The organism is Micromonospora sp. NBC_00821, from assembly GCF_036347035.1.
GTDB classification, from domain to species: Bacteria; Actinomycetota; Actinomycetes; order Mycobacteriales; family Micromonosporaceae; genus Micromonospora; species Micromonospora hortensis.
Genome location: NZ_CP108880.1, coordinates 1,094,760 through 1,119,333, shown reverse-complemented (window position 1 = coordinate 1,119,333; position 24,574 = coordinate 1,094,760). Strand labels below are relative to the sequence as shown.

The 24,574-nt window shown below is 71.3% G+C and carries 22 protein-coding genes; 11 read left to right on the top strand and 11 right to left on the bottom strand.

Going from position 1 to position 24,574, the window contains the following annotated elements; translation table 11 throughout:
• The first annotated feature begins 261 nt into the window (after nt 1-261).
• From OHB44_RS05320 to ppc, 3 genes are all read left to right on the top strand, one after another.
• Nucleotides 262-1,176: a cyclase family protein gene (locus OHB44_RS05320; protein WP_330439756.1), complete on the top strand. Its 915-nt coding sequence runs from the start codon at nt 262-264 to the stop codon at nt 1,174-1,176.
• A gap of 429 nt (nt 1,177-1,605) precedes the next feature.
• A complete protein-coding gene (locus tag OHB44_RS05315; protein ID WP_330439755.1) occupies nt 1,606-2,340 on the top strand; it encodes a hypothetical protein in 735 nt (244 codons plus the stop codon).
• A 129-nt stretch (nt 2,341-2,469) separates the two neighbouring features.
• Entirely contained in the window at nt 2,470-5,256 is a 2,787-nt protein-coding gene (gene ppc, locus OHB44_RS05310) for a phosphoenolpyruvate carboxylase (RefSeq protein ID WP_266303669.1), read from the top strand.
• Between the two features lie 67 nt (nt 5,257-5,323).
• On the opposite strand, the gene OHB44_RS05305 is transcribed toward ppc, so the two are convergent.
• Nucleotides 5,324-6,142, bottom strand: a complete 819-nt coding sequence (locus tag OHB44_RS05305) for a hypothetical protein (protein ID WP_330439754.1) — start codon at nt 6,140-6,142, stop codon at nt 5,324-5,326.
• A 54-nt stretch (nt 6,143-6,196) separates the two neighbouring features.
• Between OHB44_RS05305 and OHB44_RS05300 the strand changes: the two genes are divergently transcribed.
• Both OHB44_RS05300 and OHB44_RS05295 read left to right on the top strand, forming a co-directional pair.
• Complete coding sequence (locus tag OHB44_RS05300; RefSeq protein ID WP_238684412.1) at nt 6,197-7,357, top strand: DNA recombination protein RmuC; 1,161 nt, start codon at nt 6,197-6,199, stop codon at nt 7,355-7,357.
• Between the two features lie 149 nt (nt 7,358-7,506).
• Nucleotides 7,507-10,809 (top strand): S8 family serine peptidase, encoded by a 3,303-nt coding sequence (locus OHB44_RS05295; RefSeq protein ID WP_330439753.1) that lies wholly within the window; start codon nt 7,507-7,509, stop codon nt 10,807-10,809.
• Between the two features lie 74 nt (nt 10,810-10,883).
• Here the strand turns inward: OHB44_RS05295 and OHB44_RS05290 are convergent, their stop codons facing one another.
• Nucleotides 10,884-11,318, bottom strand: coding sequence for a hypothetical protein (locus OHB44_RS05290; protein WP_238684414.1), 435 nt, complete (start codon nt 11,316-11,318; stop codon nt 10,884-10,886).
• 41 nt (nt 11,319-11,359) lie between these two features.
• The gene (locus OHB44_RS05285) at nt 11,360-12,346 is read right to left on the bottom strand and encodes a 4-hydroxy-3-methylbut-2-enyl diphosphate reductase (RefSeq protein WP_091397205.1); all 987 of its coding nucleotides are present in this window, start codon (nt 12,344-12,346) and stop codon (nt 11,360-11,362) included.
• Nucleotides 12,347-12,510: 164 nt separating this feature from the next.
• On the opposite strand from OHB44_RS05285, the gene xseA reads away from it, so the two are divergent.
• On the top strand, nt 12,511-13,764 hold the full coding sequence (xseA, locus tag OHB44_RS05280) for an exodeoxyribonuclease VII large subunit (RefSeq protein ID WP_330441184.1): 1,254 nt from the start codon (nt 12,511-12,513) through the stop codon (nt 13,762-13,764).
• Nucleotides 13,765-13,809: 45 nt separating this feature from the next.
• On the top strand, nt 13,810-14,031 hold the full coding sequence (locus OHB44_RS05275) for an exodeoxyribonuclease VII small subunit (RefSeq protein WP_030328827.1): 222 nt from the start codon (nt 13,810-13,812) through the stop codon (nt 14,029-14,031).
• 43 nt (nt 14,032-14,074) lie between these two features.
• Here OHB44_RS05275 and OHB44_RS05270 read toward each other — a convergent pair whose 3' ends face one another.
• Together OHB44_RS05270 and OHB44_RS05265 are read right to left on the bottom strand one after the other, a co-directional pair.
• Nucleotides 14,075-14,920, bottom strand: a complete 846-nt coding sequence (locus OHB44_RS05270) for a hypothetical protein (RefSeq protein ID WP_266303672.1) — start codon at nt 14,918-14,920, stop codon at nt 14,075-14,077.
• 205 nt (nt 14,921-15,125) lie between these two features.
• A complete protein-coding gene (locus tag OHB44_RS05265; RefSeq protein WP_238684417.1) occupies nt 15,126-15,773 on the bottom strand; it encodes a DUF4245 domain-containing protein in 648 nt (215 codons plus the stop codon).
• 159 nt (nt 15,774-15,932) lie between these two features.
• Between OHB44_RS05265 and glpX the strand changes: the two genes are divergently transcribed.
• Both glpX and OHB44_RS05255 read left to right on the top strand, forming a co-directional pair.
• Nucleotides 15,933-16,964 carry a class II fructose-bisphosphatase gene (gene glpX / locus OHB44_RS05260; protein ID WP_091394313.1) on the top strand — a complete coding sequence of 344 codons (1,032 nt, stop codon included), beginning with the start codon at nt 15,933-15,935 and terminating at the stop codon, nt 16,962-16,964.
• Nucleotides 16,961-17,947 (top strand): DMT family transporter, encoded by a 987-nt coding sequence (locus tag OHB44_RS05255; protein ID WP_238684418.1) that lies wholly within the window; start codon nt 16,961-16,963, stop codon nt 17,945-17,947. The genes glpX and OHB44_RS05255 overlap by 4 nt, the downstream gene beginning before the upstream one ends.
• A gap of 53 nt (nt 17,948-18,000) precedes the next feature.
• Here OHB44_RS05255 and OHB44_RS05250 read toward each other — a convergent pair whose 3' ends face one another.
• The 6 genes from OHB44_RS05250 to OHB44_RS05225 all read right to left on the bottom strand — a co-directional run bounded on the left by OHB44_RS05250 (nt 18,001) and on the right by OHB44_RS05225 (nt 23,332).
• A complete protein-coding gene (locus tag OHB44_RS05250) occupies nt 18,001-18,969 on the bottom strand; it encodes an NAD(P)/FAD-dependent oxidoreductase (RefSeq protein ID WP_238684475.1) in 969 nt (322 codons plus the stop codon).
• A gap of 106 nt (nt 18,970-19,075) precedes the next feature.
• Nucleotides 19,076-19,729 carry a rhomboid family intramembrane serine protease gene (locus OHB44_RS05245; protein WP_238684419.1) on the bottom strand — a complete coding sequence of 218 codons (654 nt, stop codon included), beginning with the start codon at nt 19,727-19,729 and terminating at the stop codon, nt 19,076-19,078.
• A 106-nt stretch (nt 19,730-19,835) separates the two neighbouring features.
• Entirely contained in the window at nt 19,836-20,513 is a 678-nt protein-coding gene (locus tag OHB44_RS05240) for a lytic transglycosylase domain-containing protein (protein ID WP_238684420.1), read from the bottom strand.
• A gap of 277 nt (nt 20,514-20,790) precedes the next feature.
• Nucleotides 20,791-22,206: a PhoH family protein gene (locus OHB44_RS05235; protein ID WP_238684421.1), complete on the bottom strand. Its 1,416-nt coding sequence runs from the start codon at nt 22,204-22,206 to the stop codon at nt 20,791-20,793.
• Nucleotides 22,207-22,620: 414 nt separating this feature from the next.
• On the bottom strand, nt 22,621-22,956 hold the full coding sequence (locus OHB44_RS05230; protein WP_124854368.1) for a hypothetical protein: 336 nt from the start codon (nt 22,954-22,956) through the stop codon (nt 22,621-22,623).
• 31 nt (nt 22,957-22,987) lie between these two features.
• Nucleotides 22,988-23,332, bottom strand: a complete 345-nt coding sequence (locus OHB44_RS05225) for a hypothetical protein (RefSeq protein ID WP_030328857.1) — start codon at nt 23,330-23,332, stop codon at nt 22,988-22,990.
• Between the two features lie 264 nt (nt 23,333-23,596).
• Between OHB44_RS05225 and OHB44_RS05220 the strand changes: the two genes are divergently transcribed.
• Nucleotides 23,597-24,040 (top strand): XRE family transcriptional regulator, encoded by a 444-nt coding sequence (locus tag OHB44_RS05220; RefSeq protein WP_091394342.1) that lies wholly within the window; start codon nt 23,597-23,599, stop codon nt 24,038-24,040.
• 162 nt (nt 24,041-24,202) lie between these two features.
• Nucleotides 24,203-24,556, top strand: a complete 354-nt coding sequence (locus OHB44_RS05215; RefSeq protein ID WP_210784414.1) for a hypothetical protein — start codon at nt 24,203-24,205, stop codon at nt 24,554-24,556.
• Nucleotides 24,557-24,574: the final 18 nt, after the last annotated feature.

Sequence of the window (24,574 nt, the reverse complement as noted above, 5' to 3'; positions counted from 1 at the left end):
CTAGCCCCGTCGACCGACAGCCACCCCCTTCCGCCCAGGTCCGCGCCGCGCGCGTCACGCCCGCGCCCCGCGCCCCGCGCCCCGCGCCCCGCGCCCCGCGCCCCGCGCCCCGCGCCAAGATCGTGCTCGAACCAGGATGTAGTGGCCTCAGCGGCGCACCGATGCCCCTACCTCCTGGATGTTGCGCGATCTTGCCGGGTCGAGCCCCGGTCGCCGCCAGGAAATCTTGACCGTCGCTGGCGGGCGTGGTCGGGTTTCGGGATGGGTGAGCAGCGGCGGGCACAGTTCGACGCGGAGGTGAGCTTCGCCAACGGCGGCGGGCTGCGTACCGAGGGGTTCCGGCTGGACATTCCCGGTCGGGAGATCACCGACGACGACCTGGCGGCGTTGTTCGTCAGGCACCTCGGGCTGCTGATGGTCGCCGACGTACGGATCAGCGCCAAGACGGTCATCGAGGAGCCGCACAAGGGCGGCCGGGGTGTCGCGGTCGACGGCTCCGACGCGGATCGTCGGCTGGTCGAGCTGAGCCACGTGATCAGCGACGGGATGACCACCCTGCCGGGTTGGCCGGGGCCCAGGATCACCGACTGGCTGACCTTCGCGGCATCCCGTGAGCGGTACGCCCAGGGCACCGAGTTCCACGTGGCCCGAATCGACATGATCGCCAACACCGGCACGTACCTGGACACGCCCGCCCACCGCTGGGCCGGGCGCGACGACCTGACCGAGGTGTCGCTGGACCGTCTCGCCGACCTACCGGGGGTGGTGGTCCGGGTGCCGGCCGGCATCCGCGCGGTGGACCGGCTGATGCTGGCCCCGTACGAGGTGACCGGCCGGGCGGTGTTGCTGCACACCGGGTGGGACGCGCACTTCGGCACCGAGCGGTACGGCGCGCCGCAAGCGCCGCACCTGACCGGGGACGCCGCCCACGCGCTGGTCGACGCGGGGGCTGCCCTGGTCGGCATCGACTCGATCAACATCGACGACATGAGCCCGGCGGCCGCCGGCGTACGCCCCGCGCACAGCGCGCTGCTCGCCGCCGGCATCCCGATCGTCGAGCACCTGACCGGCCTGGACGCGTTGCCGCCGAGCGGTTTCCGGTTCACCGCGGCCCCGCCGATGGTGGCCGGCATGGGCACCTTCCCGGTCCGCGCCTTCGCCGTCGTCAACCCCTGACGCCACCGGCGACGCCTGCCGCACGGCCTGCGGCTGGTCACTGCCGGGCCGCCGGGGCGGCGAGCTGGTTCCGCACTGTGCTCCACAAAACGGACCATAGGCTAGCAACGTGGACAAAGAATCGCACGGCGCAGCTCGCGACTGGGCGCCGCGCAGCATCGGACTGCTCCTCGGCACCCTCGTGCTAGCCACGGCGTTCATCGCGGCCTACGTCGGCGCGTTACACCAACCCACACCGCGCGACCTGCCGATCGGCGTCGTCTCCGGCGACCAACGCGCCCAGGCGACGCTCGACGCCGTGCGCGGCCAGACCACCATCCTCAAACCCATCGGGTACGACGACCCGGCCGCCGCCGAGCACGGACTACTCAGCCGCGCGGTGTACGCCGTACTCAGCACCGGACCCGACGACGGCCTGCTCCTGACCGTGTGGCGAGCGCCTCCGGACCCTCGGCCACCAGCGCGATCAGGGAGGTCCTCGGCACCGCCACCACCCGCGCCGGTACTCCGCTCCAGATCGTCGACGAGGTGCCGGTCACCCCGGCCGACCCGCGCGGGGTGGTGCCCTTCTACCTGAACGTCGGGTACGTGCTCGGCGGCTACCTCGCCTCGACAGTGCTCGGCATATCCGCCGGCACCACCCCCCGTACGGCGCGACGCGCCGGACTGCGTATCGCCGCGCTGGCGGTCTACAGCGTGCTGCTCGGCATCGCCGGCGCGGTAGTCGTCGGACCCGTCCTGGACATCTGGCACCACGACGTACCGACGATCGCCGCCATCGGCGCGCTGGCCGTCTTCGCCGCCGCCATGTTCGCCAGCGCCATCCAGGGCTGGCTCGGCGTCGCGGGCACCGCGCTGGTCATCCTGCTGTTGGTGGTGCTCGGCAACCCGGGCTCCGGCGGCATCTACGCGCCCGAGTTCCTGCCCGGGGTGCTGCGCGGCATGCACCGCTGGAACATCCCCGGGCTCGCCAACGACCTGACCAAGGCCGCCGTGTACTTCGACTGGCGGTCGGCCGGCTGGCCGGCATCCGCCCTCGGGATCTGGGCGGTGCTCGGAGGGCTCGGACTGGTCAGCGCGAGCCTGGTCCGGGGTCGCCGGGCCGCCTCCTCCGGCCCCGGAACAACCCGCTCCGACCCCTCGCCGGACCGCGACGGTGGTTGAGATCACCCCGGAAACACCCCTCCGCGGGGCAGTGGATCACCAGGGGGCCCTCCAGACATCCCCTGCGCGCGGATACCATCCAGTAAGTCGGACAGCGCTGTCCTTCGTATCCACGTAAGGGAGCGCATCGTGACCGACCAGCACGACCACGACGGCCCGGACGCCGCACTGCGCGCCGACATTCGCCGACTCGGCACCCTGCTCGGCCAGACCCTGGCCCGCCAGGAGGGTCGCCCACTGCTCGACCTCGTCGAGGAGATCCGCGCCCAGGTTCGCTCCGACGCCCCCGCTGCCGCCCAGCGCCTCGGCGGGCTCGACGTGACCACCGGCACCAAGCTGGCCCGCGCCTTCTCCACCTACTTCCACCTGGCCAACATCACCGAGCAGGTGCACCGTGCGCGGGACCTGCGCCGCCGTCGCGCGGTGCAGGGCGGCTGGCTGGACCAGGCCGCCAAGATGATCGCCGAGCGCGGGGTGCCGGCCGAGGAGATCGCCAACGCGGCTCGCCGGCTGGCGGTGCGACCGGTCTTCACCGCGCACCCGACCGAGGCGGCCCGGCGCTCGATCCTGTCCAAGCTGCGGGCGATCGCCGACGAGTTGGACAACGAGACCGCCAACGCGATCCTCTACGGCGCCAGCGACGAGGGCCCGGCCAACCGCCGGCTGGCCGAGTTGTTGGACCTGATGTGGCAGACCGACGAGCTGCGGCTCGACCGGCCGGACCCGACCGACGAGGCCCGCAACGCCATCTACTACCTGCGCGACCTGTACGCCGAGGCCGCCCCGCAGGTGCTCGACGACCTGGCCGACACGTTGCGCACGCTCGGTGTGGAGACCTCACCGACGGCCCGGCCGCTGAGCTTCGGCACCTGGATCGGCGGCGACCGCGACGGCAACCCGTTCGTCACCCCGGCGGTCACCCGCGAGGTGCTGACCATTCAGCACGAGCACGGCATCGCGGCCACCGAGAAGGCGATGGACCACCTGATCAACGAGGTCTCGGTGTCCCGCCGACTGCGCGGGGTGTCCCTGGACCTCTCCGCCAGCCTCGCCGCCGACCTGGACGCGCTGCCCGAGGTGGCGCAACGCTTCCGCCGGGTCAACGCGGAGGAGCCGTACCGGCTGAAGGCACGCTGTGTGAAGGCGAAGCTCGCCAACACCCGGCTGAGGTTGCGCCAGGGCACCGCACACGTGCCGGGCCGGGACTACCGGGGCTCCGCCGAGCTGATCGCCGACCTGGACCTGCTGCGTGCCTCGCTGGCCCGCAACTCCGGGCAGCTCACAGCGGTCGGCCGGCTGGCCTCCACCATCCGTACGGTCTCCGCGTTCGGCCTGCACCTCGCGACGATGGACGTCCGGGAGCACGCCGAGGCGCACCACGCGGTGCTCGCGCAGCTCTACGAGGCGGTCGGCGAGGTCTCCGACTACCCGGCGTTGACCCGGCTGGAACGCACCAAGCTGCTCGCCGACGAGCTGACCGGTCGACGTCCGCTGTCGACGCTGGACACGTCGCTGTCCGAGCCGGCCCGCAAGACGTTCGACGTGTTCAGCACCATCCGGGAGGCACAGGACCGGTTCGGCGCCGAGGTGATCGAGTCGTACATCATCTCGATGACCCTGGGTGTCGACGACGTGCTGGCCGCCGTGGTGCTGGCCCGCGAGGCCGGCCTGGTGGACGTGCACAGCGGGCGGGCCCGGGTCGGGTTCGTGCCGCTCCTGGAGACCCCGGCCGAGCTGAACTCGGGGGGTGAACTCCTCGACGAGCTGCTGTCGCTGCCCGCCTACCGGGCGCTGGTGACGGCCCGCGGTGACGTGCAGGAGGTCATGCTCGGCTACTCCGACTCGAACAAGGAAGCCGGGATCACCACCAGCCAGTGGTCGATCCACCGGGCGCAGCGCGCGCTGCGCGACGTGGCCGCCCGGCACGGTGTGCACCTGCGGCTCTTCCATGGCCGGGGCGGCACCGTCGGGCGCGGCGGCGGGCCGACGCACGAGGCGATCCTGGCGCAGCCGTACGGCACCATGGACGGCGCGATCAAGGTGACCGAGCAGGGCGAGGTGATCTCCGACAAGTACACCCTGCCCTCGCTGGCCCGGGAGAACCTGGAACTCACCCTCGCCGCGGTGCTCCAGGCGACCCTGCTGCACACCGCCCCCCGGCAGCCGGCCGAGATGTTGGAGCGCTGGGACGCGACGATGGACGTGGTCTCCGAGTCGGCGTTCCGGTCCTACCGGTCGCTCGTCGAGGACCCGGACCTGCCCGCGTACTTCTGGGCGTCCACCCCCACCGAATTGCTCGGCGCGCTGAACATCGGCTCCCGGCCGGCGAAGCGCCCCAACACCGGCGCTGGGCTGTCCGGGCTGCGGGCCATCCCGTGGGTGTTCGGCTGGACGCAGACCCGGCAGATCGTGCCGGGCTGGTTCGGCGTCGGCTCCGGGCTCGCCGCCGCCCGCGAGGCCGGTCTGGCGGACGTGCTGGCCGAGATGCACCGCAATTGGCACTTCTTCCGCACGTTCCTGTCGAACGTCGAGATGATGTTGACCAAGACCGACCTGAGCATCGCCCGCCGGTACGTCGAGACGCTGGTGCCGAAGAAGCTGCACCCGATCTTCGAGCAGATCGAGCAGGAGTACGAGCTGACCAAGCGGGAGGTGCTGGCGGTGACCGCCTCACCGGCCCTGCTGGAGAACTCGCCGGTGCTCCAGCGCACCCTGGCCGTCCGCGACACCTACCTGGAGCCGCTGCACCATCTCCAGGTGGCGCTGCTGCGGCAGTACCGGGAGTCGGGCGCGGCCGGGCGGGCGATCGCCACCGCGCCGGGCGGCCGACGCGCACCGAGCGACGGCACCGCCCTGGAACGCGCATTGCTCACCACCGTGAACGGCATCGCCGCCGGGATGCGCAACACCGGCTGATCGGCAGGTACGGAAACGGGCCCCGGTCACTGTGACCGGGGCCCGTTTCCGTAGGTCTGGACGACTGTCAGAAGTCGCCGCCGCCGAAATCCCCGCCCCCGAAATCTCCGCCCCCGAAGCCGCCGCCGCCGAAGTCCCCACCGGCGTAGTCGCCGCCGCCGAAGTCCCCACCCTGGTCGCCGCCGCCGAAGTCGCCGCCCTGGTCGCCGCCGTCGCCGCCCTGGTCGACACCGTCACCGAAGCCCTCCTGGTAGCCGGCGTCGTAGCCGTACCCCGGGTCGGCGAAGGCTGGCGAGAACAGCGCGTCGGCGATCAGGATGCCGCCGAGCACACCAGCGCCGGCACCCAGCGCCGTCTTCCACCAGGGCGTCGAATACCAACCGGCGGGCACCGGGCGACCCTGATAACGCCCACCGGGGTAGTAGTAGGGCGTTTCCCGGCCGGGTTGTGGCCCGGCCCGGAAGGTCTGCCCCTGCACATCGACCTCGCGCTCCTTGGTGAGCTGCCCCACGCCGCGGGCGGCGGCCAGTGTCGGCACCTCGGGGCCCGGATCGATGCCCAGCGCCGTACGCGCCGCCCGGATGTACGCCAAACCCTCCAGCGCGGTCTCCCGGGCCAGCCCGAACTGGTGCGGCGTGGACGCCTGCTCCAGCTGGGAGCCCGCCGCGTTGTACCGCTCACCGGCATCGGCCAGCGCCTGTCGTACCGCTGGGTCGTCGCCCTGCAGGTTCATCAACTGGCCGCCGAGGCGCTCGTACCACCGCTGCGCCTCCGCGCGGGCATCGCCGAGCTCGGTGCGCCGACGGGCACCGGCCTGAGCGCGGACGAGCGCGGCGGCGCCCAGCGCGCCGACCAGCACAACGGCGAGGCAGAGCACAAGTTCCATGTCATCGAACGTACCCCCGGGTCGCACGTCGTATCCGTCTGGCAAGCTCCGGTGATGGACGTCTCGACGCTGCTCCTGGTGATCGTGTGCCTCGGCGCCGGCGGGGCGGTGGGCTGGCTCGCGGCCCGGTCCCGGTCGGCCGCCGACATCGCCCGCCTGGATGCCACCCTGGCCGCCACCCGGGAGGGCGAGGGTCGGCTGGAGCAGTCCATGCGGGCGTTGAGCTACGAGGCCACCGCCCAGTCCCAGGAGGCGGTGGCCCGCGCGGTCGCGCCGCTGCACGACACCCTGCGCCGCTACGAGCAGCGGGTGGCCGAGCTGGAGCACGACCGCGTCGACGCGTACGCCGAGCTGCGCGAGCAGGTCCGCTCGATGAACGCGGTCTCCGGTGAGCTGCGCACCGAGACCAAACAGCTGGTGGCGGCGCTGCGCGCACCGCAGGTGCGGGGCCGCTGGGGCGAGCACCAGTTGCGCCGGATCGTCGAGGCTGCCGGCATGCTGGAGCACTGCGACTTCTCCGAGCAGGTCACCGCCGCCACCGACCAGCAGGTCGTCCGACCGGATCTGGTGGTCCGCCTGCACGGTGGTCGCTCCGTGGTGGTGGACGCCAAGGCCCCGTTCGACGCGTACCTGACAGCCATGGAGGCCCGCGACGAGCGCGGCCGGGACACCCACCTCGACGCGCACGCGCGGCACCTGCGCGGGCACGTCGACGCCCTGGCCGCCAAGTCGTACTGGTCGGCGTTCGACAACTCCCCCGAGTTCGTGGTGCTGTTCGTCCCGGCCGACCCCTTCCTCGACGTCGCGCTCCAGCGGGACCCGACGCTGCTGGAGCACGCCTTCACCCGCAACGTGGTGCTCGCCACGCCGGCCACGCTTGTCGCCCTGCTCCGCACTGTCGCCTACTCCTGGCGGCAGGAGGCACTGGCCCGCAACGCGCTCGCCGTGCACACCCTCGCCCGGGAGCTGTACGGCCGGCTCTCCACCCTGGGCGACCACGTGGGCAAGCTCGGGTCCTCGCTGGCCGGTGCGGTGACCGCGTACAACAGGGCGGTCGGCTCGCTGGAGGCCCGGGTGCTGGTCAGCGCCCGCAAGCTCGCCGAGTTGGGTGTCTCGGACGACGAGTTGGCGACCCCGGCTCAGGTCGAGTTGACGCCCCGGCAGCCGCAGGCCCCCGAGCTGGCCGATCCGGCTGACGAGGTCTCGACCCGTTAGCCATTCATGTGACAGTGCGTATGCCCGCGCATCACGAACTGGTCACAAGGGACTGACCAGTAGTGACAGTGCTTGTCGATACCGCGAAAGATTCTGCTCACCCGAGCGCCCTTCTCTGAAGGGCCCTGTTCTCTGGAGGTAAAGAGAACGTGAGCAGACTCCGAAATATGAGCCGGCGCACCTCAGCCGCGCTCTTCGCGTCGGTCCTGGCGGCGAGCGCCATGACGACCATGGCTGGTGCCGCCACCGCGGCCGCCGCTCCCGCCACCACACCGGACGCTTCCCCGGCCACCGCCGCCGAGACGCTGGGCGCCCACGACGCCAAACTGCTCAGCGAGGCCCGCGCCAAGAAGGCCCCGACCGTCACGTTGATCGTCGCCACCGAGAAGGGTGAGGCGGGGGACGTCGCCGACAGCCTCACCAAGCTCGGCGGCACTGTCAGCCAACGGCAGGACCGGGTCGGCTTCGTGCTGGCGAAGGTCCCGACCGACCGGGTCCTCAAGGCGGCGCGACTGCCCGGAGTCTCGGCCGTCGACCTGGACGAGGTCATCCAACTGCCGGACCCGGCCCCGGAGCGCACCGCCACCGGCACCGCCGGCGCGCGGCAGGCCGCGGTCGAGGCGCCGGGAGAGAGCACCCCGGCCGACAACCCCTACATGCCGACGAACGAGACCGGCGCTGTGGCGTTCACCGCGGCCCACCCCGAGTGGGACGGCCGGGGCGTCACGATCGGCATCATGGACTCCGGTGTGGACCTTGCCCACCCGGCGTTGCAGCAGACCACCACCGGCGAACGCAAGATCGTCGACTGGGTCACCGCGACCGACCCGCTGGAGGACAGGACGTGGCGGGCGATGCAGACCGAGGTCGCCGGGCCGTCGTTCACCATCGCGGGCGGCGCCTGGACGGCGCCGGCAGGCACGTACCGGTTCAACCTGTTCAGCGAGTCGGTCACCGCCGCGAGCGACGCCCGGGGTGACGTCAACCGCGACGGCGACACGACCGACACCTGGGGGCTGCTCTACGACCCGGCCACCAACAACATCTGGGTGGACGCCAACCAGAACCGCAACTTCACCGACGAGCCGATGATGCGGCCGTACAAGGAGAAGTACGACGTCGGACACTTCGGCACCGACAACCCGGCGACCGCCGTCGCCGAGCGGCAGCCGTTCGTCGTCGAGTTCCGCAAGAACGTCGACGTCGAACCTGGTGACGGGCAGGCCGGCCCCTACTACGACTTCGTCAACATCGGCATCGTCGAGAGCACCCACGGCACCCACGTCGCCGGCATCACCGCCGCCAACGACATGCTCGGCAACGGGGCCTTCGACGGCGCCGCGCCCGGCGCCAAGCTGGTCTCCGCCCGCGCCTGCTCCTGGGGTGGCGGCTGCACCGCTGCGGCCCTCACCACCGGCATGATCGATCTGGTGGCCAACCGTGGCGTCGACATCGTCAACATGTCGATCGGTGGCCTTCCGGGCCTGAACGACGGCAACAACGCGCGGACGAACCTCTACAACGAACTGATCGAGACGTACGGCGTGCAGTTGGTCATCTCGGCCGGCAACTCCGGCCCGGGTCTCAACACCATCGGCGACCCGTCGGTGGCCAGCAACGTGATCAGCGTTGCCGCCAACATCAGCAAGGACACCTGGCTGGCCAACTACGGCTCGGTCGTCAAGAAGAAGAACGCCCTGTTCAACTTCTCCTCCCGTGGCCCGCGCGAGGACGGCGGCTTCAAGCCGAACATCGCCGCCCCCGGCTCGGCCATCTCCACCGCGCCGACCTGGCAGCTCGGCGCCCCGGTCGCCGAGGCCGGATACGCGCTGCCCCCGGGCTACGCGATGCTGAACGGCACCTCGATGGCGTCTCCGCAGACCGCCGGCGCCGGCGCGTTGTTGCTGTCGGCCGCCAAGGCCACCGACCGGGGCGTCAGCCCGGCGGCACTGCGGCGGGCGCTGTTCAGCTCCGCCAAGCCGATCGCTGACGTGCCGACGTACGCGCAGGGCTACGGCATGGTCAACGTTCCGGGCGCCTGGCAGCTGCTGCGCCAGGGCGTCGAAACCCGGTCGTACGTCTCCGACGCGCCGGTCTGCAGCCCGCTGGCGGAGCAGCTGACCATCTGGAACGGTGTGAAGTTCGTGCCGAACCCGGGTCGGGGCACCGGCGTCTACAACCGCTGCACCTCGTCCGAGGGTGGCCACAAGGTCGGCCAGAGCAAGACGTACCCGGTCAAGCTCACCCGCACCAGCGGCCCGGCCGGCACCATCAAGCACAACATCACGCTCCAGGGCAACGACGGCACCTTCAAGGCACCGAAGACCGTCGCGTTGCCGCTCAACAAGGCCGTCACCATCAGCGTCACCGCCAAGCCGGCCACCGAGGGCGCGCACGGCGCGATCGCGCGGATCGACGACCCGGCCACCAACGTTGTCGACTTCGAGGTGTCCACGGTGGTAGTGGCCTCGAACGACGTGAAGAAGCCCAACTTCTCGTACACCAACGAGGGGTCGGTCGACCGCAACGGCTTCACGTCGTACTTCGTCACGGTGCCGGAGGGCGCCAAGGCCCTCCAGGTGAACCTCTCCGGGATCGCCACCGGTTCGCAGACCCGGTTCATCGCCATCAACCCGTTGGGTGTGCCGGTGGAGGCCACCACCAGCACCGTCTGCTACACCAACTTCTCCGACGTCAACGTCTGCAAGCCGCAGGAGCGTGACTACCAGAACCCGCTGCCCGGGGTCTGGGAGATCGAGGTGGAGTCGCGGCGGACGTCCCCGGCGCTGAACAACCCGTTCACGCTCCAGGCGCGGGTGCAGGGCCTGACTGTCGAGCCTGCGCTGGTCGAGCTGCCCAGTGTCGAGGCCGGCGAGCCGACCCCGGTGACCTGGAAGGTCACCAACGCCTTCGGTCCGGTCTCGGTCAGCGGCCGCAGTGGCGCGCTGACCGGTGTGCGGACCGAGCGTCCGACCATCACCGAGGGCGGTCCCAACCAGGAGTGGACAGTCGAGATCCCGGCCGGTACGTCGACGTTCACCGCCCGGATCGGCAACCCCGCAAACGCGGGCGCCGACCTGGACCTGTTCGTCTACCGGGGTACCACCGAGGTCGGTCGGGCCGCGGACGGCGACTCGGAGGAGGCGGTCACGCTGACCAACCCGGCCGCCGGCACCTACCGCGTCGTGGTGGAGCCGTACGGGGTTGACGGGCCGGGCACCAGCACCGCCTACGACTACTACGACGCGTTCGCGTCCGCGTCGCTGGGCACGATCACCGCTCCGGCCGTCGCGGTGCCGCTGATGCACGGCGAGTCGGCCACCATCACCGGCACTGTGACCGCGGTGGCCGTTCCGGCCGACGGGCGTCAGCTCTCCGGTGAACTGGCGATCGTCACCAGCGAGGGTGCGATCGTGGGTCGCGGCAACGTGTCCATCGGTGCCGTGAACTGATCCGTCCGTAACGCCAGCGGAAGCCCGTCCCCAGGTCCGGGGGCGGGCTTCCGCGCGTGAGGGGGGCCGAAGGGTCAGGACCGGTGGGCGGCCGTCACGACGAACGGGGTGCCCTGCTGGCAGGTGGTCATCATGCCGGGCTCGACCCGACCGGTGACCTCGACCCGGGCGCCCGGCGTCAGCACCTCACGCGGGCCGCCGAGCAGCAGGTAACCGTCGAGCAGTACGCAGCCGGGCTCCACACCGCCCTGCACGGTGCCGCTCAGTGTGGTGGCCCCGACGCCCGGCGGCGTGCTCGGGCCGCCCGGTTTCGGAGTCTTCAGGCCGGGCGGCACGGACCGGGTGACGGTCTCTGGCGAGGGCGTCGGGTCGGGCGTGGGCTGGCTGGTCACCGGCTGCGCTCCCGTCGGTGTCGGGGTGGGTGTGCCGCCCCCGACACCCTGGCCGCCGCAGGCGCTCAGCGCCACGCAGACGGCCAGCGCGGGGACGGCGAGCCGAAGAGTCCTCATGCCGAATCTGACGTACGCCGACCCGAGTTCGTTCCCGCGCTTCAGCCGCGCGCCGCTGCGGCCTTCATGTCCCGCCTCAGCTCCTGCGGAAGCGAGAACGTGAGCCGCTCATTGGCGGTGGTGATCTCCTCGACGTCGGCGAAGCCGCGGGCGGCGAGGTGGACCAGCACCTCCTGGACCAGGTCGTCCGGGACGCTCGCTCCCGAGGTCAGGCCGACCGTGGTGGCCCCCTCCAGCCAGGCGTCGTCGATCTCGTGCGCGAAGTCGACCAGGTGACCGGCGCGGGCGCCGGCGTCAAGGGCGACCTCGACCAGGCGGACCGAGTTGGAGGAGTTCGTCGAGCCGACCACGATCACCACGTCACAGTCGGCGGCGATCTCCTTGACCACGTGCTGCCGGTTCGAGGTGGCGTAGCAGATGTCGTCGCTGGGCGGGGACTGCAACAGCGGCAGCCGCTGCTTGAGGCGGGCCACCGTCTCCAGCGTCTCGTCGACCGAAAGCGTGGTCTGGGAGAGCCAGACGACCTTCTCGGGATCACGTACGGTGATCTTGTCGGCGCCGTCCGGGCCGTCCACCAGCTGGATGTGCGCGGGAGCCTCACCGGCGGTGCCGATGACCTCCTCGTGCCCCTCGTGGCCGATGAGCAGGATGTCGTAGTCCTCGGCCGCGAAGCGCCGCGCCTCGTGGTGCACCTTGGTGACCAGCGGACAGGTCGCGTCGATCGCCTTGAGCGACCGCGCCTTGGCCTGCTCGTGGACCTCCGGCGCCACACCGTGCGCGGAGAAGACGACTGTGGCGCCCTCCGGCACCTCCTCGTTCTCCTCCACGAAGATCGCGCCCTGGGCTTCCAGGGTCTGCACCACGTGCTTGTTGTGCACGATCTGCTTGCGCACGTAGATCGGGGCGCCGTAGAGCTTCAGCGCCTCCTCCACGGTCTGCACCGCGCGGTCGACACCCGCGCAGTAGCCGCGGGGCTTGGCCAGGAGCACGCGCTTGCCGGTCCGGTGAGTCGCCTGAGCCTCAGTCACCACCCCATCGTACGTGCCACCCCGCAGCGCGGCAGCGGCCCGCAACCCACCCCCCAGCCCTCGGTGATCAAGAGGTTTACGTCAGAAACGCGCCCAGCGCCGACGCAAACCTCTTGATCACCCGGGGAGGTCCGTAGGGTGGGCGGGTGAGCGAGGGTGGGCGGGTGGGAAGCGGCGGAAGCGGCGGAAGCGGCGGCGGGGGCGGCGGGGGCGGCGGGGCCAGCAGCGCTGAGGAGCCTTGGCCGGTACGGGTGGTCAGCCAGAAGGTGGGCGCCTGGATCGCCAAGCTGGGCTGGGTGTGGGTGGACGGGCAGGTCGCGCAGATCAGCCGCCGCCCGGGAGCCAGCACTGTCTTCCTCACCCTGCGTGACCCATCGGCCGACCTGAGCCTGACCGTCACCACCAACCGGGACGTCCTGGACTCCGGCGCGCCGGAGCTACGCGAGGGCGCACGTGTGGTGCTGCACGCCAAGCCCGAGTTCTACGCCGCCCGGGGCACGCTGAGCCTGCGGGCCGACGAGATTCGTCAGGTGGGGCTCGGGGAGCTGCTGGCCCGACTGGAGAAGCTCAAGAAGCTGCTCGCCGCCGAAGGGCTCTTCGACCGCGCCCGCAAGCGTCGACTGCCGTTCCTGCCCGGCCGGATCGGCCTCATCACCGGTCGCGCGTCGGCGGCGGAGCGGGACGTGCTGACAAATGCCCGGCGGCGCTGGCCGGCGGTGGAGTTCCGGACTGTCAACGTGGCAGTGCAGGGCCCCTCCGCGGTGCCACAGATCGTCGACGCGCTCAAGGTGCTGGACGCCGACCCGAGCATCGACGTGATCATCATCGCCCGGGGTGGCGGCGGCATCGAGGACCTGCTGCCCTTCTCCGACGAGGCGCTCTGCCGCGCGGTGTTCGGCTGTCGTACGCCGGTGGTCAGCGCGATCGGCCACGAGACGGACGCGCCCTTGATCGACTACGTCGCCGACGTCCGCGCCTCCACCCCGACCGACGCGGCGAAGCGGGTCGTCCCCGACCTCACCGAGGAGGTACGCCTCATCGGTCAGGCCCGGCACCGCCTCGAACGGGCGGTACGCAACCTGGTCGACCGGGAGACGCACCGGCTCGACGGGCTGCGTTCCCGGCCGGTGCTGGCCCGCCCCCAGGTGATGGTGGAGCATCGGGCCACCGAGCTGGCCGCGTTGCGTCAGCGGGCCGGCCGCTGTCTGGAGCACCGGCTCGGGGCCGCCGAGGATGACCTGCGGCACACCCTCGCGCGGCTGCGCGCCCTCTCCCCCGCCGCCACCCTCGACCGGGGGTACGCGATAGTGCAGCGCGCGGACGGCCACGTGGTCCGCGCGGCGGCGGAGGTCGGCAAGGGCGACCCGCTGCGGGTACGACTGGCAGACGGCGAACTGGCCGCCACCGTCGATGGCTGAGTGGCGACGCGGCGCGGTGGGGAGTGGTGTGCTGAGATGAACGCGATGACTGATGACACGAAGGCCGGGCCGGACGAGCGGCTCAGTTACGAGCAGGCCCGCGCCGAGCTGGCCTCGGTGGTGGAGCGGCTGGAAGCCGGCGGCACGTCCCTGGAGGAGTCGCTGGCGCTCTGGGAGCGCGGCGAGGCGCTGGCGGTGATCTGTCAACGCTGGCTGGACGGTGCGCGGGCGCGGATCGACGCCGCCCGGCAGGAGCCCGCTTCCTGACCGACCGCCGGTGGGGCGGCCGGAGCCGCCCCACCTCGGTACGTCAGTTGAACAGGCTGTACAGCTCGGCCGGCGCCTCGACGACCTGGTCCGCCGGCGGCTTCTGCGCGGCGGTGGCGGCACCGTAGTCCGAGTAGGTCATCTTGACCTCCTGGGCGGCGGTCTGCCCGGCGGCCGGCAACTGCAGCACCAGCTCGCTGAGCCGGCCCTGCGGATCCACCTTCGCGGTGAACGGGACGGTCTTCGCCTGTGTGCCCAGCGCGGCGATCGTGGCCGCGTTCAACGAGCCCGCCTCGGCGGCCTTGGTGACGTCGAGGGTGCCGGCGTACGTGCCGGTGCCGGTGCTGCGGACCTCGGTGATGCCCTGGGTGAGCACCGCGCTGCCAGCCGGGTCGACCTTCTCGAAGTCGAAGCCGAGGTTGCGGTTGCCCTTGATCCGGTTCTGGTCCAGGTGCTGGTACTTGCCGAGGTTGAGCTGCTTGATGGCGGGCAGGCTGTCGGCGGTGGGGCCGCTCAGCTCCAGCTTGACCCAGCTGTCCGGCTTGAAGTGGATCACGTCGAGCTTCATCGCCAGGTCGGCCGAGGGGCCACCGATCGCGATCTTCATCGCCGCGCTCTGGCTCGGCTGGTGCACCAGCCCCTCCGCCGTCGAGCCGGCGCCGGCCAGGGTGAACCGGAAGTTCCCGTTGCTGATCTCCTTGGTGGAGTCGAGCAGGGCCTGCTTGGCGTCACCCGCCACCGGGGCACCGGACGGGCTCGCCGTGCCGGAGGCGCTCACCGTCGGGGACGGCGTCGATCCGGTGGTGCCGGTTCCGCTGGCGCAGGCGGCCAGTGCGGGCGTGATCAGAGCGGCGGCTACCAGGCCGGCGCCGAGTCGTCGAACAGTCATACGTGTCTCCCAAGGGGGTCACCCGACGACCTGGACGCCGCCGGAAACCGGGCGACGCAGCAGCACCGTCGGCTGCGTCGCGCGACCCGGGCCGAGCAACGCGCCAGGGTCACCCCCTCCTTGTTCCCTGTCGACGCGTCGGACAATCACCCTTCGGGCCTGTTGCCCAGATTCGGCGCCTGCGGGGCCACCCCACCGGGTCCGGTCAGCGCAGCGAGCCGGCCAGTTCGCGGAGTTCGTTGTCCCGGGCGTCGCCGACGACGATCACCGTGCGGGTCGGCTCCAGCAGGACCAGCGCCTGCTGGTTTCCCCGGGCCGTGTAGAGCTGCCACGTGCGCCCGGCCAGCTCGGTGGGGCCCTGCGGCTGGCCCTGACTGGTCAGCTCGGCGGGGAGCAGACGGTCCGCCGGGACGCTGCTCTGCAGCAGTTGGACGCCCCGCCCCTCCGGTGTCAGGTAGCCGATTCGCAGGTTCGCACCGCCCTCGACGGTCTGGTAGCGGGCGCTGACCGTCTTCCAGTCGGCGTCGAGCCCCTGCGGCTGGCTCACCGGAAAGACGTTCGCCGCACGTGCCTGCTCGAAGGCGGGCGCCGGATCGACCGTGGTGGCCTGGTCGCCGCCGAGGAAGCCCCGGTAGAACGCCAGCAGCAGCGCGATCGGGACGAGCAGCACCAGCAGCGAGATCGCCATGTCCTTCGGCGACCGCTCGGACTTGCCGGACACCGCCGGCGGCGGTGGGGTCGGGTCGGTCGCGGCGGGCTCACCACCGCGGCCGGCGGGGACGTCGGCCGGCGGCTGGCCGTCGGGCGGCGTGCGGTCGGCGGGTACGCGGTCGGCTGGCTGTGCGGGTTCCACCCCGCTATCTTCGCAGCCGCCCGACCGGCGGTATCCGGGCCATCACCGCCCCGCGCCGACGCCCGGTCGGCCATCGTGTGAGGATCAGCGACAAAGCCGGCAGTGGGGGCCTCCCCGCCGCCGGTCGTCCCCGCACCGTCGCGAGGAGGAGTAGCCGTCATGACGAACACCAGGACGCGGATCCCACAGGATCTCGACCGAAACCTTGCCCTCGACCTGGTCCGGGTCACCGAGGCCGCGGCGATGGCCGCCGGCCGGTGGGTCGGTCGGGGCGACAAGGAGGGCGGCGACGGGGCCGCTGTCGACGCGATGCGCAAGCTGATCAACTCGATTCAGATGCGCGGTGTGGTGGTGATCGGCGAGGGCGAGAAGGACAACGCCCCGATGCTGTTCAACGGCGAACACGTCGGTGACGGCACGGGCCCGGAGGTGGACGTCGCCGTCGACCCGGTGGACGGCACCACACTGATGAGCAAGGGAATGCCGAACGCGGTGGCGGTGCTCGCCGTCTCCGAGCGGGGTGCGATGTTCGACCCGAGCGCCGTGTTCTACATGGAGAAGCTCGCCGTCGGGCCGGCGTACGCCGACGTGATCGACATCAACGCCGGTGTGGCGGAGAACCTGCGCCGGATCGCCAAGGTCAAGGGCACCGACGTTTCCGAGGTGACAGTCTGCGTGCTGGACCGGAGCCGTCACGACGACCTGGTCGCGCAGATCCGCCGGACCGGGGCGGGGATCCGGTTCATCTCCGACGGCGACATCGCGGGCTCCATCGCGGCGGCCCGGGGCGAGTCGGACGTCGACGTCCTGATGGGCATCGGCGGCACCCCGGAGGGCATCATCTCCGCGTGCGCGCTGAAGTGCATGGGCGGCGCCATGCAGGCCAAGCTGTGGCCGCGCGACGAGCAGGAACGGGAGAAGGCGATCGCCGCTGGTCACGACCTGGACCGGGTGCTGGGCACCGACGATCTGGTCACCGGCGACAACTGCTTCTTCGTGGCGACCGGGGTCACCTCGGGCGACCTGCTGCGCGGGGTGCGGTACCGGGCGGGCGGCGCGTACACCCAGTCGATCGTCATGCGCTCGAAGAGCGGCACCATCCGGGTGATCGACTCGTACCACCGGTTGGAGAAGTTGGCGCTCTACTCCGCTGTCGACTTCGACGGTCGTCCGCTGGCCGAGCAGGAGTGACAGCCGCCGACACGGCGACCCCGCAGACCCTGTCGGCCGCCCGCCGGATCACCGGCGTCGCGCTGGCGTCGGCCTCCGGGGTCGCTGTGGCGGTGCAGTCGCGCATCAACGGTGAGCTCGGGGTACGCCTCGACGACGGTTTCGCCGCCGCTGTCGTCTCGTTCGGCATCGGCCTGCTGGTGCTGCTGGTGCTGGTGCCCGCGACCCCCGGTGGTCGGCGAGGGCTGGTCGCGACGCGGCGGGCCCTGCGGACCGGCACGCTGCGGCCTTGGCAGTGCCTCGGCGGAATGTGCGGAGCCTTCCTGGTGGCCACCCAGGGTCTCACCATCGGCACGTTGGGCGTGGCGGTCTTCACAGTGGCGGTTGTCGCCGGCCAGACCGGCAGCAGCCTCGCCGTGGACCGGGCCGGGATCGGGCCGACCGGCCGGCAGCCGATCACCAGGCAGCGGCTGGCCGGCGCGGTGCTCACAGTGCTGGCGGTCGGCCTGGCGGTCGGCGACCGTCTCGGCGACCCGGGCGCGCTGGCGCTGGCGCTGCTACCGCTGCTCGCCGGGGTGGGTATCGCCTGGCAGCAGGCCGTCAACGGCCGGGTCCGCGCGGCGGCCGACAGCGCGTTGACCGCCACGCTCGTCAACTTCGCCGTCGGCACCGTCACCCTGCTCGTCGCGTTCGCGATCGACATCGCCGTACGCGGCTGGCCCGGCGGCCACCTGCCGACCGAGCCGTGGCTCTACCTGGGCGGCCCGATCGGCATCGTGTTCATCGCGATCGCCGCCGCGATCGTCCGCTTCACCGGTGTGCTGCTGCTCGGCCTGGCCACCATCGCCGGGCAGATCGTGGGCGCCGTCCTGCTGGACCTGGTCCTCCCCACGGCGGCCTCGCACCCGGGTGTGAACACCCTGCTCGGGGCGGCGCTGACAATGGTGGCGGTGCTGGTCGCCGCGTTGGCGCCACCCGCTGGTCGACGTGATGCCCGCGTGTGACGACCGACAGCCGACCTCGTCAGTGACCGCAGCTCCGCCCTCGACGACGAATGTCAGCCGGCGTCGGAGGAGTGCCCGGGGAAGAGGTGGGCGCTCGGGTCGATGGCCACTGCCGCGTTGTTGACCGCTGTCGCCGCCTCGCCGAAGCCGGTGGCGATCAGCCGGACCTTGCCCGGGTACTCGGTGATGTCGCCCGCAGCGAAGACTCGGGGCAGGTTGGTGGCCATCGCGCTGTCGACCAGGATGTGCCGGCGGTCCAGTCGTAGCCCCCACTCGGCGAGCGGGCCCAGGTCGGCGGTGAAGCCGAGGGCGGCCACCACGGTGTCCACCGGCAGCGTCTCGGTCGCGCCGCCGCGCACTGTCACCTCGGCACCGGTCACCGCGCCGTCCCCGAGCAGCCTGGTGACCTCGGCGTTGACCACCACCCGCACCGGCAGGGAGAGCACCCGGGCGACAGTCGAGGCGTGGGCCCGGAACTTCTCCCGGCGGTGCACCAGGGTCACCGACCGGGCCAGTGGTTGGAGCGCCAGCGCCCAGTCGAACGCGGAGTCGCCGCCACCGACGATCAGCACGTCCCGGTCGGTCAGCTCGGTCGGCTCGGTCACGAAGTAGACGATCCCCGAGCCGGGGGCGCCGTCGGCGCACGGCAACGGCCGAGGGCTGAAGCTGCCGAGCCCGCCGGTGACCACTACCGCGCCGCAGGCGAGCTGCTCGCCACCGGCCAGGCCGAGCACCGGGCGCCCGTCGGCGTACGCGAGCTTCTCCGCCCGGGTGCCGAGCAGGTACTGCGGGCCGAACGGTGCCGCCTGGGCCACCAGGTTGGCCACCAGGTCGCGGCCCTTGACCGCGGGGAAACCGGCGACGTCGAGGATCAACTTCTCCGGGTACATGGCGGTGACCTGACCGCCTGGCTCGGGCAACGCGTCGATCACCGCCACCGACAGCCCCCGGAACCCGGCGTAGTACGCGGCGAAGAGACCGGCCGGACCGGCCCCGATCACGGCGACATCGACCTCGCGCATGGCGTACCGTCGCTTTCCGCTCACGGATCAACGCGTGCTGATCTCGACCGTAAGCGGGCGGCGACGGTCCGGCAAGCACGTCCCAGAGGCGCGCCGGAGAATCGGCTCAGGGCAGGCTGAGCGTGGAGCCTGAGTAGTCCGGGCCGCCCACGGCGGGTCGCCGCCGACGGAACAGGATCGCCGCCACCACCCCGCCGAGCAGGCCGAACAGGTGCCCCTGCCAGGAGATCCGCTCGTCGGTGGGGAGGATGCCGACCAGTTGCCAGCCGTAGAGCAGACCGACAAGCAGGAAGACCGCGAAGTTCCACCAGCTGCGCTCGACGATGCCCCGGGTGAGCAGGATGCCCAGGTAGCCGAAGATGACACCGCTGGCGCCGACCACCACCGAGTTGGGTGAGCCGGTGAACCACACGCCGAGCCCGCTGACCACGATGATGACCAGGGTCGACCAGAGGAACCGGCGGGCGCCGGCGGCGAGGACGAAGGTGCCCAGCAGGATCAGCGGGATGCTGTTGCTGTAGAGGTGGTCGAAGCCGTGGTGCAGGAACGGGGAGAAGAAGACCCCGTCCAGCCCGTCGATGCGCTGCGGGATGATGCCGGCGGTGGCGTCCAGGCCGAACGCGAGCCCCTGGTCGACGGCCTCGATGAGAAAGAGGAACGGGACCACCGCGCACATGGCGACGAACGCCCGGCCGAGCGCGGCGTAGAACGCCTCGGTGCCGAACCGGTAGGGGTCGCCGCTTGACGGGTGCAGGGTCACTCCACAACTGCTATCAGCAAAAGCGGCCGACCGCCACTCATGTCCCGTCCGGGTACGCGCGAAGGCGGGGCGAGTGGAGAGCCACCTGCCCCGCCTTCGAGAGCCGTCAGTAGTGGTTGTTGTTCTGGAAGTAGGTCCAGGCGCCGCAGGGCGTCTTGTACCTGCCCTTGATGTAGCCCAACCCCCACTTGATCTGCGTGGCCGGGTTGGTCCGCCAGTCGGACGCGACGGAGCCCATCTTGCTGCCCGGCAGAGACTGCGGGATGCCGTACGCACCGGACGAGGAGTTGTTGGCCTTGTGGTTCCAGCCGCTCTCCTTGGTCCAGAGCTTCTCCAGGCAGGGGAACTCGGCGATGCCGAAACCCGCGCTGATCATCAGGGCGCAGCCAGTCTTGCGGTTGCCGCTGTACTCGGCGCAGGACGCCGGGATCGGCCCGTCGTACGGCTTTGCGGGCGCGTTCGCGGCGGCGCGCTCGCGCTTGCGGGACGCGGCGGCGGCCTCGGCCCGGCGGGCCCGCTCGGCGGCCTCCTTGGCGGCCTGCTTCGCCCGCAGTTTGGCCTGGTACTCGGCGGCCCGCTGCTTGGAGAACTGCACCTGGTGGGCGGCCTGCCGCTCGCGCTGGTACGCGAGGTCGGCCCGGTCGACCTCGAGACTGACCTGCTCGGTCAGACCCTGTTGCTGGGTTTCCCGGTCTTCGCCCAGGTAGAAGCCACCGGCAACGCCCACGGAGAGCAGCGCTACAGCAGCCGTACGGGCGCCCAACCGGCTCCACAGCCGACTCACGAAGTGGTCCCTTCGTCGGGAGCAAGGACGTGGCGCGGCGCAGACCACAGGTGGGCCGTCAGCCGTGCCACGAGCGCCCCGACCGGTTGCCGGTCGCGCCGACGCACCGACCTTCGCCGATGTCGTCCGTCTCGCGACGAACGATCGCCGACGATTCCGGTGGTGCGTGGACGCTCGTGGGACACGATTGCGCACAGTGAGGCTGATGGGAAACCAACCAGGCCGTTTGTGATCTGCGCCACACAAAAAATGCGGACAAAAGCCTACAAAATACCCGTTAGATTGGGATGTCCTCCAGGAGGTCCGTGACCATCGCGGCGATCGGCGACCGCTCCGAACGGCTGAGGGTGACGTGCGCGAAGAGCGGATGGCCCTTGAGCGCTTCGATGACAGCCGTCACCCCGTCGTGCCGGCCGACCCGCAGATTGTCCCGCTGGGCCACGTCGTGGGTGAGCACCACCCGGGAACCCTGCCCGATCCGGGACAGCACGGTCAGCAGCACCCCGCGCTCCAGCGACTGGGCCTCGTCCACGATCACGTAGGCGTCGTGCAGGCTGCGTCCTCTGATGTGGGTCAACGGCAGCACCTCCAGGATCCCCCGCGAGGTGACCTCCTCCAGCACGTTCTCGTGCACCACCGCGCCGAGCGTGTCGAAGACCGCCTGGGCCCACGGCGACATCTTCTCCGACTCCGAGCCCGGCAGGTAGCCCAGCTCCTGGCCACCGACGGCGTACAGCGGGCGGAACACGATCACCTTCTTGTGCCGGCGGCGCTCCATCACCGCCTCCAGCCCGGCGCAGAGCGCCAGTGCCGACTTTCCGGTGCCGGCCCGGCCACCCAGCGAGACGATCCCGATCGACTCGTCCAACAGCAGGTCGAGAGCGATCCGCTGCTCGGCCGAGCGGCCGTGCAGGCCGAACGCCTCCCGGTCGCCCCGGACCAGACGCACCGACTTGTCCGGCAGCACGCGACCGAGCGCGGAGCCGCGCCCGGAGTGCAGCACCAGACCGGTGTGGCAGGGCAGTCCGGCCGCCTCGTCGAGGTCGAGCGTCTCGCCGCCGTACAGCTGGCCGATCTGCTCCTCGCTCAGCTCCATCTCCGACATGCCGGTCCAGGTCGGGTCGCTGGCCTGGCCGTGGCGGTACTCGTCGGCACGCAGACCCACCGAGGCGGCCTTGACCCGCAACGGCATGTCCTTGCTGACCAGGGTCACCTCCCGCCCCTCGGCGGCGAGGTTGAGCGCGACGGAGAGGATCCGGGCGTCATTGCTCTCGGTGCGGAAACCGGGCGGCAGGACGCCGTCGTCGGTGTGGTTGAGCTCCACCCGCAGGGTGCCGCCGACGTCGTTGGCGGGCACCGGACGGTCGAGTCGGCCGTGCCGAACCCGCAGGTCGTCGAGCATCCGCAGCGACTGCCGGGCGAACCAGCCCAGCTCCGGATGGTGCCGCTTGCCTTCCAACTCGGTGATGACCACCAGAGGTAGCACCACTTCGTGCTCCGCGAACCGGTGGAAAGCCGCCGGATCGGAGAGCAGCACCGACGTGTCCAGGACAAAGGCCTGGCCGGCTGGTCGTGGCTCCTTGGGGTCGGCCGGCGCGGCGGCCGCCGAACGGCGGCTCCTGGTGGCTCGGCGGGGCGTGGCAGTCGCGGCCGGGGTCTGGTCGGCACCGGCGATGGTACGGCGAGTCGTCACAGGCCTGCTCCGACGGATGGGCACCCGCCACCCGTGTTCCGCCTCCTCCGGTGCCCGGGGACACGGGGTCGGATGCGGAACCCCATGCGCGAGGTCGCAGATCCGGGCGGACCGGCTGGCTCGGGAGAACCCCGCGCCATGCCTAGACGCTAGCCCCGCCGGACCTTCCCGGCTAGGGGCCGAACGTGGATCTCCCAAGACGCGCTCGTGAACGGGGCTCCGTCGACGTCCGCACCAGCCGAAAGGCATTGTCGCGGACGCGGCGGAACCGGCCGGGATGCATGCCCCCTGCGCGCATCCCGGCCGGGTGGGGCCACCGTCACCGGTCTGACGTGACCCCGACGGTGCGTGTCCGCCGCGGACGACGCACCGCGCCTGTGGCGCCGGTCGGCGGGGCAGTCCCGCCGACCGACCTCAACCGCTACGTCGGACGAGCGTGCCGGTCGGGTGCCGCCCGGTGATCGGGGCGGCCGGCGCGCTGAACGACGAGCCGGTGTACGTGGTGCCGGGGCGCTCGACAGCGCCGGCGGAGCGGACCACGCCCGCTGGTGAGACCGACAGGGCCGAGGCGATCGCCGCCTGGGCGTCCCGACGACGCCGGTTCCAGGCGCCCCGGTCACCGTCGAAGTAGCCCTGCCGGTAACCGAAGCGGTAGCCGATGCGGTAGCTGAGCTGCCCGTGCAGCCGACCGGCCGCGTAACTGGTGGCACCGAGCACCAGAACGAGGAACACCGCGAGGAACGGGCTCATCGGGCAGCTCCGGCCCAGCCGGGACGCCAGGTCATCGCTCCTCCGGCTCGATGGTGGTGGGGTCGGCGACGAGCAGCCGGTCCAGGTCGTCGGTGCTGACCTCCTCGACCAGCTCGACGCTGATCCGGCAGCCGTCCAGCACGACTTCGGCAACCGAGGACCGGCGGATCTCGCCGCCGGCGTCGTAGACCCGGACGCTCAGCTCCGGGCAGCCGAGATGGGTACGCCAGGCGTTCCACTCGGCACGATCGCCGACGCTCAGCGACAGGTAGCGGCAGCCTCGGGCCAGGTAGAGGCGCCAGGGGGCGGTCAGCCCTGCGGCGACCCCCTCGGCGATCAGCCCGAAGGCCTGGGCGCGGGTGGCGAGCTCGGTCACCACGACCCCCTGGCACCGGGGGCGTGACGCATGTGAGCACCAATCGTCTCATGCACGTGACACACCGTAGAATGTCCCATGGGCGTGACAGTATCAGCTTTTCGTCCGCTTACGTTTGCCACTACGTTCATCTATTCTGCCCGCGTGACACCCCTCAACAGTGGCACTGACTCGTTTACCGGAAACCCGAACCTCTCGTCACGTCTGCGTGACAGTGGCGAGCCGGGGCGCGCGCCCGCTGCCGGCTGGCCGTACCGTCACGGAGTGACCGAGACGGCCAATGCGCGGAAGATCGCCTTCGCCACCTTCGTCCGGCGGGCTCTGGACGAGGCACGGGCGACCCGAGCCTGGAGCGGCACCGAGGTGTCCCGGCGCACCGGCGTCTCCCGGCAGACCATCAACCGCTGGGTCCGAGGCGACTGGGCCAGCGACCCGGAGGCCGAGCGGGTGGTCGCCTTCTGCGAGGGCCTGGGGTTGAACCCGGCCGCGGCCTTCGCCGCACTCGGCTGGGACCGCGCCGCAGCCGGCCCCCGCACCGGCCAGGCCGCCCCTCCGATGGACCCCGACGTGGAGGCGCTGCTGCGCCGTCTGGTCGATCCGCAGGTTTCGGACGCGGAGAAGTTCCACATCCGGGAAACCATCAGATACCTCGCATACCGCCCAACGTTGCCGGTCGATGTCCGAAAAAGGGGCAATCAGGCAGGCTAGTTCCTCAGATAGCGAAAGAACGCCTGGTCAGGTTCATTCGTTTGCCTCCGGGGCTGGAACGGGCACGCTAGCGTCCCTATTCGTACTGCTTGGGCTCGTCATCGGCGGGGGGACGGGACAAGGCCGAACCTAGCCCTGCGGGACAGAAGGAGGGGTCTGTCCATGACCCTGAAGTGGTTGGCAGTCGTGGTCGCAACGGTGTCGGTGACACTGTGGGCGACCGGCAACACGGTGACCCTCGCGGTCGACGGCGGGCAGCTGCCGCTGCTCGTCAACCTCTTTGCGCTCATCACCGCCGGCACCGCGGTCGTCCTGGCCGTCGTCGCCGAGCTGCACGAGCGTCTGAACAACCGAATCAGCGCGCTCACCGAGTTCCTGGTGGCACGGCTCAACGAGATCGACAACCACACCGGCGATCGCAACACCGGGTTCGTGGAGGGCTATCTGTTGAGCCATGGCCAGGAGGCGGCAGTGGTGCCGTTCGGCCGGCGCGGACGAGGAGCCGCCGAACGCTGATCCCGTACCGCTCAATGG

Excerpts from the sequence above, each read along its gene's own strand:
- OHB44_RS05320 (WP_330439756.1), top strand. The coding sequence starts at position 262 with ATGGGTGAGCAGCGGCGGGCACAGTTCGACGCGGAGGTGAGCTTCGCC.
- OHB44_RS05305 (WP_330439754.1), bottom strand. The coding sequence starts at position 6,142 with ATGGAACTTGTGCTCTGCCTCGCCGTTGTGCTGGTCGGCGCGCTGGGC.
- OHB44_RS05300 (WP_238684412.1), top strand. The coding sequence starts at position 6,197 with ATGGACGTCTCGACGCTGCTCCTGGTGATCGTGTGCCTCGGCGCCGGC.
- OHB44_RS05290 (WP_238684414.1), bottom strand. The coding sequence starts at position 11,318 with ATGAGGACTCTTCGGCTCGCCGTCCCCGCGCTGGCCGTCTGCGTGGCG.
- OHB44_RS05275 (WP_030328827.1), top strand. The coding sequence starts at position 13,810 with ATGACTGATGACACGAAGGCCGGGCCGGACGAGCGGCTCAGTTACGAG.
- OHB44_RS05270 (WP_266303672.1), bottom strand. The coding sequence starts at position 14,920 with ATGACTGTTCGACGACTCGGCGCCGGCCTGGTAGCCGCCGCTCTGATC.
- glpX (WP_091394313.1), top strand. The coding sequence starts at position 15,933 with ATGACGAACACCAGGACGCGGATCCCACAGGATCTCGACCGAAACCTT.
- OHB44_RS05250 (WP_238684475.1), bottom strand. The coding sequence starts at position 18,969 with ATGCGCGAGGTCGATGTCGCCGTGATCGGGGCCGGTCCGGCCGGTCTC.
- OHB44_RS05230 (WP_124854368.1), bottom strand. The coding sequence starts at position 22,956 with ATGAGCCCGTTCCTCGCGGTGTTCCTCGTTCTGGTGCTCGGTGCCACC.
- OHB44_RS05215 (WP_210784414.1), top strand. The coding sequence starts at position 24,203 with ATGACCCTGAAGTGGTTGGCAGTCGTGGTCGCAACGGTGTCGGTGACA.